Raw genomic sequence first — 14,873 nt, 5'->3', positions numbered from 1 at the left:
TTACCACGTCCCGCTAAAAATATTTACTGACCTCACGCTTCAGTTCGACCAGTTGAGCGCAAAACGCCTGCGGATGCGAAATGAACGGCGCATGGGCGGCTTTATCAAAGACGAACGACGTGCTGCCGGGCCACATGGCGTCGAGAATCGGGACGATTTTACGCGGCACCAGGCCATCCAGCCGACCGTACAGGCGCAAAAACGGCATATTGAGGGTAGATAACGGCTGGCGTAAGTCGGCGGTTTTGAGGATCTCCAGCCCGCCGTTTAAGACTTCCGATGATGGCATCGGTAGCGACAGCACCGCGCTTTTCAGCATTCTCGCATCCTGGCGTGCGCTCTCGGTACCCATGGTTTGCAGCGCCAGAAAGCGTTCGACGGTGCGTTGAAAATCTTCGCTCAGCTGCTGCTGGAATCCGCTCAGCACTTCGGGCTTGATGCCAGGCCAGCTGTCGTGAGCGCTAAAACAGGGGGAAGAAGCCACGGTAACCAGCGCCTGCACGCGATCGGGATGGGATAATGCTACCTGACTTGCTACCAGCCCGCCGAGGCTCCAGCCTAGCCAGATAGCGCGCTCCGGCGCTTTCTCCAGCACCCGCTGCGCCATCTCTTCCAGCGACAGAGCGCCAAAGCCGCCGCTGCGGCCGTAGCCAGGAAGATCGACGAGGTGCAGCGTAAAATGCGAGCGCAGCTGCGGCGTGATGCAATCCCACACCTGGGCATTCAGCCCCCATCCGTGCAGCAGCACAAGATGACAATTTCCTTCGCCCATGGTCTGCCACTCGATCGCGTTCATCAGTTACTGTTCTCTTTCCACCAATATGAGGGGAAATATGCTAACAGCACACAGCTTATGCTGGCTATGCCAAATGCCGCTGGCCATCGCCCGCTGGGGGATCTGTTCGCGATGCGCATCGGCGCTGCTGGCCTGCGAACCGCTATGCCCTCAGTGCGGACTGCCGGCCCAGTCAAACACGCTGCCTTGCGGACGCTGCCTGCAAAAACCGCCGCCGTGGCAGCGGCTGGTGACGGTCAATGACTATCGACCGCCGCTGAGCGGCCTGATTCACCAGCTGAAATTCAATAAGCGGCCCGAGCTGGCGCCCGCTCTGGCGCGTCTGCTGCTGCTGCGCATACGTCACAGCCCGGATCTTCCTCATCCGGACCGGATAATTAGCGTGCCGCTCTGGCAGCGCCGCCAGTGGAGGAGAGGGTTTAATCAGAGCGACCTGCTGTGCCGACCGCTATCCCGCTGGCTGGGCTGCGCCTGGCGTAGCGATGCGCTGACCCGCAGACGCCGCACCGCCACTCAGCATCAGCTCAGCGCCAGATTGCGCAAACAGAACCTGAAAAACGCCTTCCAGCTTGAATTGTCGCTACAGGGGCACCATATCGCCATTGTGGATGATGTCGTCACAACCGGAAGCACCGTCGCTGAGATATCCCGCCTGCTTTTGCGAAACGGCGCCGCGACGGTTCAGGTATGGTGTATATGCCGTACCTTGTAGACCCCTGCTGATGGGCGTATAATAACCCAGTAAAATAGTCAACTATTAGGCCAACGCTATGATCCGTATTTCCGATGCTGCACAAGCGCACTTTGCCAAACTGCTGGCAAATCAGGAAGAAGGGACACAAATTCGCGTATTTGTGATCAATCCCGGCACCCCTAACGCCGAGTGCGGCGTGTCCTACTGCCCACCGGATGCGGTGGAAGATTCCGATACTGCACTGAAATTTGAGCAGCTCACCGCCTACGTCGATGAGCTTAGCGCGCCGTACCTGGAAGACGCTGAAATCGATTTTGTTACTGACCAGCTGGGCTCCCAGCTGACGCTGAAAGCGCCTAACGCCAAAATGCGCAAAGTTTCTGACGATGCCCCGCTGATGGAGCGCGTCGAGTATCTGCTGCAGTCGCAGATTAACCCGCAGCTGGCCGGCCACGGCGGGCGCGTCACGCTGATGGAAATCACCGATGATGGCCTGGCGATTCTGCAGTTTGGCGGCGGCTGTAACGGCTGTTCGATGGTCGACGTAACGCTGAAAGAAGGGATCGAGAAACAGATGTTGAACGAGTTCCCGGAACTGAAAGGCGTACGCGATCTCACCGAGCATCAGCGCGGCGAGCACTCTTACTACTGATTCCCCGCCCGGCAGCTTTCCGCTGCCGGGCAACTCTCTTCATGTTACCGCGCAACATTCCCCGCTAAGCGACCCGCCAGAAACCCGGGAAAGAGTATGACTTAAGTCTCATATTTGAAATTTTCACCGCCCAGGTGATTCTCAAACTCGTCATGTTACCCGTATCATTCGCATCAGGCGCCACAGATAAAAAAATAGCCAGCTATCCTTTCTCTGGGTAAGGATAAAGCCAGCTTCTACGGCGTCAGACATTTTTTGTTCCGGTCGGGACGGATGAAGTCAATGTTGAAACTATGACGTTACCCATAACAAATTAAGGCCAGGTAAATCATGCCATTAGTCATCGTTGCTATCGGGGTTGCCCTGTTATTGTTGCTGATGATCCGTTTCAAGCTTAACGGGTTTATCGCTCTGGTTCTGGTGGCGCTTGCCGTCGGGCTCATGCAGGGTATGCCGCTGGATAAAGTTATCGTATCCATCAAAAACGGCGTTGGGGGAACCCTCGGCAGCCTCGCGCTGATCATGGGCTTCGGCGCGATGCTCGGAAAAATGCTGGCGGACTGCGGCGGTGCGCAGCGTATCGCCACCACGCTGATTGCCAAATTTGGTAAAAAACATATTCAATGGGCGGTCGTGCTGACCGGCTTTACCGTCGGCTTTGCGCTGTTCTATGAAGTCGGCTTTGTACTGATGCTGCCGCTGGTCTTTACCATCGCTGCTTCCGCCGGTATTCCGCTGCTCTATATCGGCGTACCGATGGCGGCTGCGCTCTCGGTCACGCACGGATTCCTGCCTCCGCATCCGGGCCCGACCGCGATTGCTACTATTTTCCATGCCGACATGGGTAAGACCCTGCTGTTCGGTACGATTCTGGCGATTCCGACGGTTATTCTTGCGGGACCGGTTTACGCACGTTTCCTGAAAGGCATCGATAAGCCGATTCCGGAAGGCCTGCACAACCCGAAGACGTTCACTGAAGAAGAGATGCCGGGTTTTGGCGTCAGCGTCTGGACTTCTCTGGTGCCGGTGATTCTGATGGCCATGCGCGCCGTCGCCGAAATGGTGCTGCCGAAAGGCCACGCTTTCCTGCCGATTGCGGAATTCTTTGGCGACCCGGTGATGGCAACGCTGATCGCCGTGCTGATCGCCATGTTCACTTTCGGCCTCAACCGCGGTCGTTCCATGGAGCAGATTAACGATACGCTGACCTCCTCGATCAAAATTATCGCCATGATGCTGCTGATCATCGGCGGCGGCGGCGCTTTCAAGCAGGTGCTGGTCGATAGCGGCATGGATAAGTACATTGCGTCTATCATGCACGAATCCAATATGTCTCCGCTGTTTATGGCCTGGTCTATTGCTGCGGTACTGCGTATCGCGCTGGGTTCCGCCACCGTTGCGGCCATTACCGCGGGCGGTATCGCCGCGCCGCTGATCGCCACCACCGGCGTGAGCCCGGAACTGATGGTTATCGCCGTTGGCTCCGGTAGCGTTATCTTCTCTCACGTTAACGATCCGGGATTCTGGCTGTTTAAGGAATATTTCAACCTGACCATTGGCGAGACTATCAAGTCATGGTCGATGCTGGAAACCATCATCTCAGTGTGCGGTTTGATTGGCTGCCTGCTGTTGGGGATGGTGGTATAAGCTGGTCGTCAGTCTGAAACGAGCCGGGTCGCCGCGATGCGAACCCGGCTTTTTTTATGCGCAATGGCTACCACGGCCAGACTTATCGCAGTAATACCCGCCTGCGCGCGGCGCCTGACATTGAAATTCAGCAAACTATCCCCCATTCTAGATCTCATGCTATAGCGCCGGACGCGCGCTTCATTCACCCAATTCAACAGGACTGCGCATATGACCAATCCATTACTGACGCCTTTTTCGCTCCCGCCCTTTTCTGCAATCAAACCCGAGCACGTGGTCCCCGCGGTCACCAAAGCGCTGGATGATTGCCGGGCGGCGGTCGAACGCGCGGTGGCGCAAGGGGCGCCGTATACCTGGGAAAACCTTTGCCAGCCGCTGGCGGAAGTGGACGACGTGCTGGGGCGTATTTTTTCCCCGGTCAGCCACCTGAACTCGGTTAAAAACAGCCCTGAGCTGCGTGAAGCCTACGAACAAACTCTGCCGCTGCTCTCCGAATACAGCACCTGGGTTGGGCAACATGAAGGTCTGTACAAAGCGTACCGCGACCTGCGCGACGGCGACCATTACGCCACCCTGAATACCGCGCAGAAAAAAGCGGTGGATAACGCGCTACGTGATTTTGAACTCTCCGGTATTGGCCTGGCCAAAGAGCAGCAGAAACGCTACGGCGAAATCGCCGCACGCCTGTCTGAACTGGGCAATCAGTACAGTAACAATGTCCTCGATGCCACCATGGGCTGGACGAAGCTGATCGCCGATGAATCCGAGCTCTCCGGGATGCCGGAAAGCGCACTTGCTGCGGCGAAAGCTCAGGCTGAAGCCAAAGAGCAGGAAGGGTATCTGTTGACCCTGGATATCCCGAGCTATCTGCCGGTAATGACCTACTGCGATAACCAGGCGCTGCGTGAAGAGCTGTATCGCGCCTATTCCACCCGCGCTTCTGACCAGGGGCCGAATGCCGGTAAGTGGGATAACAGCCCGGTAATGGCGGAAATCCTCGCCCTGCGCCACGAGCTGGCTCAGCTGTTGGGCTTCGACAGCTATGCCGATAAGTCGCTGGCGACCAAAATGGCGGAGAATCCGCAGCAGGTGCTCGACTTTCTGAGCGACCTGGCTAAACGCGCCCGTCCGCAGGGTGAGAAAGAACTGGCTCAGCTGCGCGCCTTCGCCAAAGCCGAATTCGGCGTGGATGAACTGCAGCCGTGGGATATCGCTTACTACAGCGAAAAACAGAAGCAACATCTTTACAGCATCAGCGATGAACAGCTGCGCCCGTACTTTCCGGAAAACAAAGCGGTTAACGGCCTGTTTGAAGTCGTTAAGCGTATTTACGGCATTACTGCGAAAGAGCGTACTGACGTCGACGTCTGGCATCCGGAAGTGCGCTTCTTTGAACTGTACGACGAAAATAACGAGCTGCGCGGCAGCTTCTACCTCGACCTTTACGCCCGCGAACATAAACGCGGCGGGGCGTGGATGGATGATTGCGTTGGCCAGATGCGCAAGCTTGACGGCACGCTACAAAAGCCGGTTGCCTATCTGACCTGTAACTTTAACCGTCCCGTCAGCGGCAAACCGGCGCTGTTTACCCACGATGAAGTGATCACGCTGTTCCACGAGTTTGGCCACGGTCTGCACCATATGCTGACCCGCATCGATACCGCCGGCGTTTCCGGTATCAGCGGGGTACCGTGGGATGCAGTCGAACTGCCGAGCCAGTTTATGGAAAACTGGTGCTGGGAGCCGGAAGCGCTGGCGTTTATCTCCGGCCACTACGAAACCGGCGAGCCGCTGCCGCAGGAGCTGCTGGAGAAAATGCTGGCCGCGAAGAACTATCAGGCGGCGATGTTTATTCTGCGTCAGCTGGAGTTCGGCCTGTTCGACTTCCGCCTGCATGCGGAATTTAGCCCGCAGCAGGGGGCGAAAATCCTCGAAACGCTGGCGGAAATCAAGCAGCAGGTCGCGTTGATTCCCGGGCCGTCCTGGGGCCGCTTCCCGCATGCCTTTAGCCACATTTTTGCCGGTGGATACGCGGCGGGCTACTACAGCTACCTGTGGGCCGATGTGCTGGCGGCGGATGCTTTCTCGCGCTTCGAAGAGGAGGGGATCTTCAATCGCGAAACCGGCCAGTCGTTCCTCGACAACATTCTTAGCCGCGGCGGTTCGGAAGAGCCAATGGTCCTGTTCAAACGCTTCCGCGGTCGCGAGCCGCAGTTGGACGCGATGCTTGAGCATTACGGTATTAAGAGTTAATCCTGTTGTGAAAATTTGTTTAATTGATGAAACGGGCGCCGGAGACGGCGCCTTATCTGTTCTTGTCGACCGCTGGGGGCTGGAGCAGGACGATGACAACCCGATGGCGCTGGTGATGACGCCGGAACATCTTGAGCTGCGTAAGCGCGATGAACCGAAGCTCGGCGGCATTTTCGTGGATTTTGTCGGCGGGGCGATGGCTCACCGGCGTAGGTTCGGCGGCGGCCGCGGCGAGGCGGTGGCGAAAGCGGTGGGAATCAAAGGCGACTATCTGCCGGATGTCGTCGATGCGACCGCCGGTCTGGGGCGGGATGCCTTTGTGCTGGCGTCAGTCGGCTGTCGCGTACGGATGCTGGAGCGTAATCCGGTGGTTGCCGCGCTGCTCGACGATGGCCTGGCGCGTGGCTACGCCGACGCTGAAATCGGCTCGTGGTTGCAGGAGCGCCTGCAGCTGATTCACGCCTCCAGCCTGACGGCGCTGACCGATATTACCCCGCGTCCGCAGGTGGTCTATCTCGACCCGATGTTTCCGCATAAGCAAAAAAGCGCGCTGGTGAAGAAAGAGATGCGGGTATTTCAGTCGCTGGTGGGGCCGGATTTAGACGCCGACGGTCTGCTGGCGCCGGCGCGTCAGCTGGCGACCAGGCGGGTGGTGGTTAAGCGCCCGGACTACGCGCCGCCGCTGGCGAATGTTGCGACCCCTAACGCGGTGGTGACCAAAGGCCATCGCTTTGATATCTATGCCGGAACGGCGGTTGAGCCGCAGGGGTAAACAAGCTGCATCAGGGCTATTTCCCCGGGGGCGGCGCGATGCGCCTTGCCCGGGCTACAGGTTCTTGCGATCTGGGGGTTCTGTAGCCCGGATAAGGCGTTAGCCGCAATCCGGGAAACCTCGTCGACCGCACCGTTTTTACGCGCTCTTTGTATTAATCATCCTGTTCAACCACGGCACCATGATCGCCATGACCACCGTGACGCCCAGGGTCACCAGGCCAATTTTACTGAATACGTTGGTGTATATCGGCAGCGTTTGTAGCGGGTCGGTAATGTTGTCCGGTACGGCGGTGAAGGTTGCGACGTAGCCGCCCAGCAGAAACGCGGCGGCCTGCGTAAGGAACCACATCCCCAGAATAAAGCCCATCAGATGCTGCGGCACCAGCGCGGCAACCATCGCCAGCCCCAGGGCGCTAATCAGCAGTTCTCCCAGACTCTGAAACAGATAGACCAGCACGATAAACCACGGCGAGGTCAATCCCTGGGCATCGGCAAACCACATTCCCGCCGCTGCGGCAGTTAAAAAGCCCAGCGCGCACAGGAACATGCCGAGGGTGAACTTCATCGGCATGCTCAGGTCTTTGCCTTTATTGCCCAAACGTGTGTAGATCGCGGCGAGGATCGGGCTGGCCACCACCACCCAGAACGGATTTAGCGCCTGAAAGCTCACTGGGTTAATCGCGAAACCGAGTATTTCATGGTGGACGTTGTTGATGGCAAAGAAGTTGAGTGAGGTCGGCATCTGCGCGTACAGAATATAAAACAGCACCGCTTCCAGCATCAGGATAAAGGCGACGAACATTTTATTGCGCCCGGTTTTATCCAGCCTGAAGGCTTCGCGGAAGAAGAAAATCGTCACCACCACTGAGAGGATAATTAGCACCAGATTGGCGATTTTTACATTATGCATCAGCCAGGCGCAGACAAAAATCATCACCACCGTTCCTGCCAGCACGTACAGTAAATTGCGCAGACTCAACGGCTTGTGGTCCGGCTCAGAGCCGATATCTTTCACCATACCCCGACAGACGAAGTAAACCAGCAGGGCGACAATCAGGCCGGCGCCGCACAGGTTGTAGGTCACCGCGTAGCCGAATTTATCGGCAATCACCGGCGCCAGCGACAGCGACAGCAGCGAACCGATGTTAATCGACATATAGAACAGCGTGAAGGCGCCGTCGAGGCGGGCATCTTTTGGCGGATAGCACTTGGAGAGCAGGCTCGCCGGGTTGGCTTTAAATAGCCCGTTTCCCACCGCAATGGTTCCCAGCGCGATAAAAATGAGATTGGGTTTGAGCAGCGACAGGCCGGTCATAAAGTAGCCCGCGGCGAGGACAATCGCGCCCAGCACCAGCGTACGTTTGGTGCCGAGCAGATGATCGCCGACATAGCCGCCGATGGAGATCAGGCCATATACCAGCGCCGCAAACGCGCCAAAGGTTATAAACGCCTGTTCCTGCGAGAAGCCGAGCTGTTTAACAAAGAAAACGGCCAGAATGCCCTGAACGCCGTAATAGCCAAATCGTTCCCATAGTTCCACAAAGAAGATCATGAAGAATGGGCGAGGTTGCTGCAGCAAGCCTGTGGGTGCGGTGGAGTTCATATTGCTTCGCCTTTTAGTCCTGTCCGAAAAAGTATGCACGCGTATGCCAAAACGCGCTTAAAAACCTTAATTTTGCGCAATGATATGATGTTTATACGCTTTGGCGAATGATTATATGGATAAATGGCGATTTTGTTGGTTGATCAATCTGGCAATTTGCGGATTTTATGGATTTATATTCTTTCTTTTCGGCGGGGAGTAAGAAATAAAAACGCCCGCATGGGCGGGCGTTGGTCATCAGCGAAATGAAATAACGTGCTGTTATTCCTCTTCTTCGTCGCGCAGTGGGACAATCAGCATATCAACGTGAACGGTGTTGATAAGCTGACGCGCGGAGGACATCAGCTTGCTCCAGAAGTCCTGATGGTGACCACAAACCACCAGGTCCATATCATATTTTTTAATCGCATCAACCAGCACCTGGCCGAGATCGCCGCTGCCGCTGAGGGTCTCAGTGATCGGGTAGCCCGCGTTCGTCGACAGCTCGCTTAACGCGTGGTGAGTTTCTTCAGAGATGCGTTTCTGCATGTCGCCCAGATTGACGTCAATAAGGCCGGTGTAGAGATCGGAGTAATTCACATCCACGTGGATCAGGGAAACTTTTGCATTGTAGGGACGGGCCATAGAAACGGCTTTTTCTACCAGTACTTTGCTTTCCGGGGACAGGTCTACTGCAATAAGAATATGTTTGTAAGCCATAGTGTTACTCCTTCCATAAGTTGTCGATGACCGTTGGACCTGACAGCCAGCGCTGCCGCTTCGCCCGCGTCCTGCGTGCTACATTCGCGGGGGCTAGTCCTTAAGGACCTAATTGTAGAAGATATTTCTACCTTATAGCGCCCCTCGCGATCCGTCAATCTACCTTGTTCAGCAAATAGTTAAACAAATATATCCGACTTATGCATTGATAATGATTAACGTTGTGGTAAAAAAATTAACTGATCTCCTACACTATTTAATGAGCCGGTCGGATAAATAAACGTGATCGGAATCGCACTCTTTCACAGTACAGTCGGTTTGATATTGGGGAGCGGTAGTCCCGGAGGGAGCCTCCGAGGACGGGTCGCCGGGGAGGAGGTATGATCAGCACTGTTGCGCTGTTTTGGGCCCTGTGTATCGTATGTGTAGTGAATATGGCACGCTACTTCTCGTCGCTGCGTGCATTGCTTGTTGTGCTACGTGGTTGTGACCCTTTGCTCTATCAATATGTCGACGGCGGCGGTTTTTTTACGTCGCATGGACAGCCCAGCAAACAGATGCGCCTGGTGTGGTATATCTACGCTCAGCGCTACCGCGATCATCACGACGATGAGTTCATCCGCCGCTGCGAGCGGGTTCGTCGGCAGTTTATCCTTACCAGCGCCCTCTGCGGCCTGGTGATGGTGAGCATGATTGCCCTGGCTATCTGGCACTAGTGACACTGCGGGTAAAAAAAACGGGCCAGTTTCCTGACCCGTTTATCTGTCTTATTACCGAGACGGCTTAGATAATCTGCAGCGAGAGCCAGTATAGCGCGCCGGAGAGCAGAATCGCCGCGGGCAGGGTGAGTACCCATGCCATCAGAATACTGGTGACAGTCTTCTTCTGCAGACCTCCGCCATCGACGAGCATTGTCCCCGCAACCGAGGAGGAGAGCACGTGGGTGGTGGAAACCGGCATACCGGTATAGCTCGCCAGACCAATCGATACGGCTGCGGTCATCTGAGCTGACATACCCTGTGCGTAGGTCATCCCTTTCTTACCGATTTTCTCGCCGATGGTGGTCGCCACGCGACGCCAGCCGATCATGGTGCCGATACCCAGCGCCAGCGCAACCGCCATAATAATCCAGATGGGCGCGTATTCGATGGTGCTCAGCATATCGGTTTTCAGCTTTTTAAGCAGACGCTTATCGTCGGCACTGACTTCCGGCAGCTTCGCCACTTTATCGGTGGTATCGGAGATGCAGAGCATAATGCGGCGCAGATGGCTGCGTTGCTCAACGGAGAGCGTGTCGTAGCTTTCGGTTCCGGTCAGCATCGTCTTCACGCGGTCAAGCGCGTTGATGGTGTTTGCCGGGTGGCAGTGGAATTCGCCATTTGCGGCTGCCCCCGCGTCCGGAGACGGGATGAGCTGCTCAGCGCCGGTCGCTTTCTTCAACAGCTCAGGACGCTGCTGGAAGAAGGTTTCCACGTTGTTGACCGCATCGCGGGTACGGGTGATTTCGTAGCCGGAAGCGTTCATATTGACCACGAAGCCAGCCGGAGCTACGCCGATCAGAACCAGCATGACCAGGCCAATGCCTTTCTGACCATCGTTCGCGCCGTGGGAGAACGCAACGCCAATGGCGGAGAGAATCAGCGCAATACGCGTCCAGAACGGCGGCTTTTTCTTGCCGTCTTTCTTTTCACGCTCGGCTGGGGTCAGGTGGATACGGGCGCGTTTTTTGGTTCCGCTCCAGTAACGACGCAGGATGAAAATCAGGCCGCCCGCCACGACCAGGCCAACGATTGGCGAGATGATAAGCGAGCCAAAAATACCCATGACTTTCGGGATGTTCAGCGCGTCCACCACCGACGTACCGGTCATCAGCGCATTGGTTAAACCAATACCGATAATCGCGCCGATCAGGGTGTGCGAGCTGGAGGCCGGAAGGCCGAAGTACCAGGTGCCGAGGTTCCAGATAATTGCCGCCAGCAGCATGGAAAAGACCATGGCGAGGCCATGTGCTGAACCCATGTTAAGCAACAGGTCGGTCGGCAACATATGCACGATGGCATAGGCTACGCTGAGACCGCCCAACAGAACGCCGAAGAAGTTAAAAAGAGCCGCCATCGCCACAGCAAGCTGCGACCGCATTGCGCGTGTGTAGATCACAGTTGCAACAGCGTTTGCGGTATCATGAAAACCATTGATCGCTTCGTAAAAAAGCACGAAAGCCAGAGCAAGCAATAACAGTAGCCCGGTATGTAAATCCAGACCGGCAAATAAATGTAGCATAGGACGTTACGCCATTTTGAGGACATGAACGCGGCGCATTATCAGTGACTTTAGCGGCGCGGGCAAAGTGAAATATAGACTTTTTTTGATTTTCTTCCTGTTTAAGTTTTACCTTGTTGGGAGTATTCCTATATCTTTCAATGAGGTACGTAAATCTGTTTTTTTCATGCTGGTGCGACCAGAGTGAAAAATTTACAATTCCCGACAATCGGGATATGAGGAATGTTGTGTGGAAAGGTTTGATGCCATCGTAATCGGCGCCGGAGCGGCGGGAATGTTTTGTGCGGCGCAGGCAGGGCAGGCAGGCTGCCGGGTGCTGCTGCTCGATAATGGCAAAAAGCCCGGGCGCAAGATCCTGATGTCAGGCGGCGGACGCTGCAACTTTACTAACATGTATATCGAACCCGCGGCATATCTCAGCCAAAACCCGCATTTTTGCAAATCCGCGCTGGCGCGCTACACCCAGTGGGACTTTATCGATCTGGTTAGCAAACACGGTATTGCCTGGCATGAGAAAACCCTGGGCCAGCTTTTCTGCGATGATTCCGCCGAGCAAATCGTCAACATGCTGCTGGCGGAGTGTGAAAAGGGCGGCGTACAAATTCGCCTGCGTAGCGAAATTATCAGCGTTGAGAGGGATGATGAGGGCTACATGCTGCAGCTTAACGGCGAGACGATGGCGGCGAACAGGCTGGTGGTGGCCTCCGGCGGGTTATCCATGCCCGGTCTGGGCGCTTCGCCGTTCGGCTATAAGCTTGCCGAGCAGTTTGGCCTGAAGGTACTGCCGACCCGCGCGGGCCTGGTGCCGTTTACCTTGCATAAGCCGCTGCTTGAGCAGCTGCAGGTGCTTTCCGGCGTCTCGGTGCCGTCAACCATCACGGCGGAAAACGGGACCGTATTCCGGGAAAATCTGCTCTTTACCCACCGCGGGCTGTCCGGGCCGGCGGTACTGCAAATTTCCAGCTACTGGCAGCCGGGAGAATTCGTCAGCATCAATCTGCTGCCGGATTGCCATCTTGATGACTTCCTCAACGAACAGCGCGCGGCGCATCCTAATCAGAGCCTGAAAAACACGCTTGCGATGCAGCTGCCGAAACGGTTGGTTGAGTGCCTGCAGCAGCTGGGCCAACTCCCGGATGTCACCCTGAAACAGCTTAACGTCCGCGAGCAGCAGGCGCTGGTTGAGACGCTGACCGCATGGCGCGTCCAGCCGAATGGCACCGAAGGCTATCGTACGGCGGAAGTGACCCTCGGCGGCGTAGATACTAACGAACTCTCTTCGCGCACCATGGAGGCCCGTAAGGTGCCCGGGCTCTACTTTATCGGCGAAGTGATGGACGTTACCGGCTGGCTGGGAGGTTATAACTTCCAGTGGGCATGGGCGTCAGCCTGGGCATGCGCGCAGGCTTTAGCGGAACAGAAATAACCGCCTGCTCTGTATCAGCGGAGCAGGCTTCGACTTATCCGCTGATATTATGCTGCTTTAATTTGCGCCACAGGGTGGTGGGGCTAATACCCAGCATGACCGATGCTCTGGTTCTGTCTCCGTCGGTTTTTTCTATTACGCTGGTAATCAGTTGTTTCTCTTGTTTCTTTAATAGATCGGTTTCATCGGATGAGACGCTCACAGCCGGGGAGTGAGCGAGTTGCTGATGGTCATCGGGTGTAATTTGACTAACCTGGAGTAAAATCTCCTTGTTCACCCTGTCTATATCGAGCAGCACAATGAGTCGGTAGATCACCGCCTGGAGTTCGCGAATATTGCCGGGCCAGCGATAGCTATGTAAAAAATCCACCGCGTCGGGGGTAAAGGTAATTTGCTTATCCTGCTGATGAAGCAAGTGCTGAATTAACAGCATAATATCGCCCGGTCGTTGGCGTAAGGCCGGTAGCGTCAACTCAAGGATATTGATTCTGTAGTACAGATCCTGCCGGAATTCACCGTTGGCGACGAGCTGGCGCAGATCCTTATTGCTGGCGGTGATCAGGCGAAAATCGGCGGTAATAAGCGTATCGCCGCCGAGACGAGAAAACTGCTTTTCCTGCAATACGCGCAGTAGCTTAACCTGTACCGATAGCGGCGCTTCGCTGATTTCATCGATAAACACCGTACCGTTCATCGCCATTTCAAACACCCCAGGTTTGCCGCCCTTCCGCGCGCTGGTAAAGGCGCCGTCGGCATAGCCAAAGAGTTCACTTTCCAGAATGCTCTCGGGGATGGCCGCGCAGTTAATCGCGATAAAAGGACTATGGCCTCTGGCGCTATAGTGGTGAATACTTTGGGCGAAAAGTTCTTTGCCCGTGCCGGTATCACCTAAAATATGAATCGGCAGTTCATGGCGGGCACACAGTTTGGCTTTTTTTATAACATCGAGGATGGCCGGAGACTGACCAATAATATCGTCGAAAGACCAGGTTGTGGAAAAACCGCGCAGCTTACTTTTTTTGTTGACGCTGTTTTGCCAAAGCGTGCTCTCCTGGCTTAGCCCCGTAATAACGGCATAAGATATTTTTCGGTTAGAAAAGTGGCGCACGGAAATATGAATCGTTACGCCGTTGATGTCTATAGCCTGCTCTTTGATGTCTAATTCATTAATAATACTGGCGTAGATCTCTTTAAACGCTTCTTTTTTGAATATTTTATCTCCGGCTTGACATTGGAATAATGCCACGCCGGTAGCGTTGATATTGATAATTTCACCAAGCTGATCGATGCACATAATACCTTCACGCGCCTGATTCAATGCTGAGTGGCTCATGATCAGTTTGCTGTTTTCACGATTAATGTATTTCAATAAACTGTGAGCTTCATTGATGGCCTGCTCAATGGAAATGTTATCAGTATCCCCCATAATAGCATTGAGGTGATATTTTTGAGCCATTTCAGCAACGGTCAGTCCGCCGATTACGGTATGGTAATTATTCTCCGAAAGATTTTTTATAACATTTTCAATATCGTGATGATTATAAACCTGACAAATTTTAAAATCTTCATTGGTCATGTTCTGGTAATGGCGTAAGGCGCTGCAAAACTGCGGGAAACCAACGGCGGCGATTTTTTGCGACTTACTATTCGCTTCTTGTAAGATGCGATAAACGCCATGAAAATCATGGGCTATTTCAATGACGGGGATAGTAATATTGCTACGCAGGAGTGCGGCGGTACCGCCTCGGCTAATAATTATCTTAGTGCCGGATTGAATCATCTCATGGGCTTTGTCGAGAACTTCTGAATAACGAAATTCATACACGGGGATGTCGAGTTTCCTTTCAATAAGGACATTCATGATTCGTTGGGTTATTGTCCTGGAAACTGAAAAGATAACAATTTCATTATTATTCATGCATTATTCTCGCAGAAAGCAGGGTAGGCAAGCCTTAGTATATGATGAGCGCGAGGAGAATCAATGAGTGAAGTCATATTATACGCGATTCAGAATAAAAGCCTTACGCCGATGTAGACGTAAGGCTTAAT

12 protein-coding genes are annotated in these 14,873 nt (G+C 54.7%); 7 read left to right on the top strand and 5 right to left on the bottom strand.

Features of this window, described 5'->3' with window-relative positions; all coding sequences use genetic code 11:
• Positions 1–13: 13 nt before the first annotated feature.
• The gene (gene bioH / locus ABLV12_RS12360; RefSeq protein ID WP_004116175.1) at positions 14–796 is read right to left on the bottom strand and encodes a pimeloyl-ACP methyl ester esterase BioH; all 783 of its coding nucleotides are present in this window, start codon (positions 794–796) and stop codon (positions 14–16) included.
• A gap of 37 nt (positions 797–833) precedes the next feature.
• On the opposite strand from bioH, the gene gntX reads away from it, so the two are divergent.
• From gntX to rsmJ, 5 genes are all read left to right on the top strand, one after another.
• Positions 834–1,508 carry a DNA utilization protein GntX gene (gene gntX / locus ABLV12_RS12355; RefSeq protein ID WP_023321737.1) on the top strand — a complete coding sequence of 225 codons (675 nt, stop codon included), beginning with the start codon at positions 834–836 and terminating at the stop codon, positions 1,506–1,508.
• 58 nt (positions 1,509–1,566) lie between these two features.
• A complete protein-coding gene (gene nfuA, locus ABLV12_RS12350; RefSeq protein ID WP_004106660.1) occupies positions 1,567–2,142 on the top strand; it encodes a Fe-S biogenesis protein NfuA in 576 nt (191 codons plus the stop codon).
• 330 nt (positions 2,143–2,472) lie between these two features.
• The gene (gntT, locus tag ABLV12_RS12345) at positions 2,473–3,789 is read left to right on the top strand and encodes a gluconate transporter (protein WP_004106658.1); all 1,317 of its coding nucleotides are present in this window, start codon (positions 2,473–2,475) and stop codon (positions 3,787–3,789) included.
• A 210-nt stretch (positions 3,790–3,999) separates the two neighbouring features.
• Positions 4,000–6,042, top strand: a complete 2,043-nt coding sequence (gene prlC / locus ABLV12_RS12340; RefSeq protein WP_004106656.1) for an oligopeptidase A — start codon at positions 4,000–4,002, stop codon at positions 6,040–6,042.
• 7 nt (positions 6,043–6,049) lie between these two features.
• On the top strand, positions 6,050–6,814 hold the full coding sequence (gene rsmJ / locus ABLV12_RS12335) for a 16S rRNA (guanine(1516)-N(2))-methyltransferase RsmJ (RefSeq protein WP_004116171.1): 765 nt from the start codon (positions 6,050–6,052) through the stop codon (positions 6,812–6,814).
• Between the two features lie 138 nt (positions 6,815–6,952).
• Here rsmJ and dtpB read toward each other — a convergent pair whose 3' ends face one another.
• Positions 6,953–8,419: a dipeptide/tripeptide permease DtpB gene (gene dtpB / locus ABLV12_RS12330; RefSeq protein ID WP_064397800.1), complete on the bottom strand. Its 1,467-nt coding sequence runs from the start codon at positions 8,417–8,419 to the stop codon at positions 6,953–6,955.
• A gap of 261 nt (positions 8,420–8,680) precedes the next feature.
• Positions 8,681–9,118 (bottom strand): universal stress protein UspA, encoded by a 438-nt coding sequence (uspA, locus tag ABLV12_RS12325; RefSeq protein WP_004106650.1) that lies wholly within the window; start codon positions 9,116–9,118, stop codon positions 8,681–8,683.
• A 380-nt stretch (positions 9,119–9,498) separates the two neighbouring features.
• Here uspA and uspB point away from each other — a divergent pair, with 380 nt between their 5' ends.
• Positions 9,499–9,834 (top strand): universal stress protein UspB, encoded by a 336-nt coding sequence (gene uspB, locus ABLV12_RS12320; protein WP_004106649.1) that lies wholly within the window; start codon positions 9,499–9,501, stop codon positions 9,832–9,834.
• A gap of 67 nt (positions 9,835–9,901) precedes the next feature.
• Here uspB and pitA read toward each other — a convergent pair whose 3' ends face one another.
• Positions 9,902–11,398: an inorganic phosphate transporter PitA gene (gene pitA / locus ABLV12_RS12315; RefSeq protein ID WP_004106648.1), complete on the bottom strand. Its 1,497-nt coding sequence runs from the start codon at positions 11,396–11,398 to the stop codon at positions 9,902–9,904.
• A 229-nt stretch (positions 11,399–11,627) separates the two neighbouring features.
• Between pitA and ABLV12_RS12310 the strand changes: the two genes are divergently transcribed.
• Positions 11,628–12,824, top strand: a complete 1,197-nt coding sequence (locus tag ABLV12_RS12310) for an NAD(P)/FAD-dependent oxidoreductase (protein ID WP_017145283.1) — start codon at positions 11,628–11,630, stop codon at positions 12,822–12,824.
• Positions 12,825–12,858: 34 nt separating this feature from the next.
• Here ABLV12_RS12310 and ABLV12_RS12305 read toward each other — a convergent pair whose 3' ends face one another.
• Positions 12,859–14,742, bottom strand: a complete 1,884-nt coding sequence (locus ABLV12_RS12305; protein WP_160886719.1) for a sigma 54-interacting transcriptional regulator — start codon at positions 14,740–14,742, stop codon at positions 12,859–12,861.
• Positions 14,743–14,873: the final 131 nt, after the last annotated feature.

The organism is Klebsiella sp. CN_Kp100 (genome assembly GCF_040065315.1).
GTDB classification, from domain to species: domain Bacteria; phylum Pseudomonadota; class Gammaproteobacteria; order Enterobacterales; family Enterobacteriaceae; genus Klebsiella; species Klebsiella oxytoca.
The sequence above is the reverse complement of the archived record's forward strand: the minus strand, read 5'-3'. Positions and strand labels throughout refer to the sequence as shown.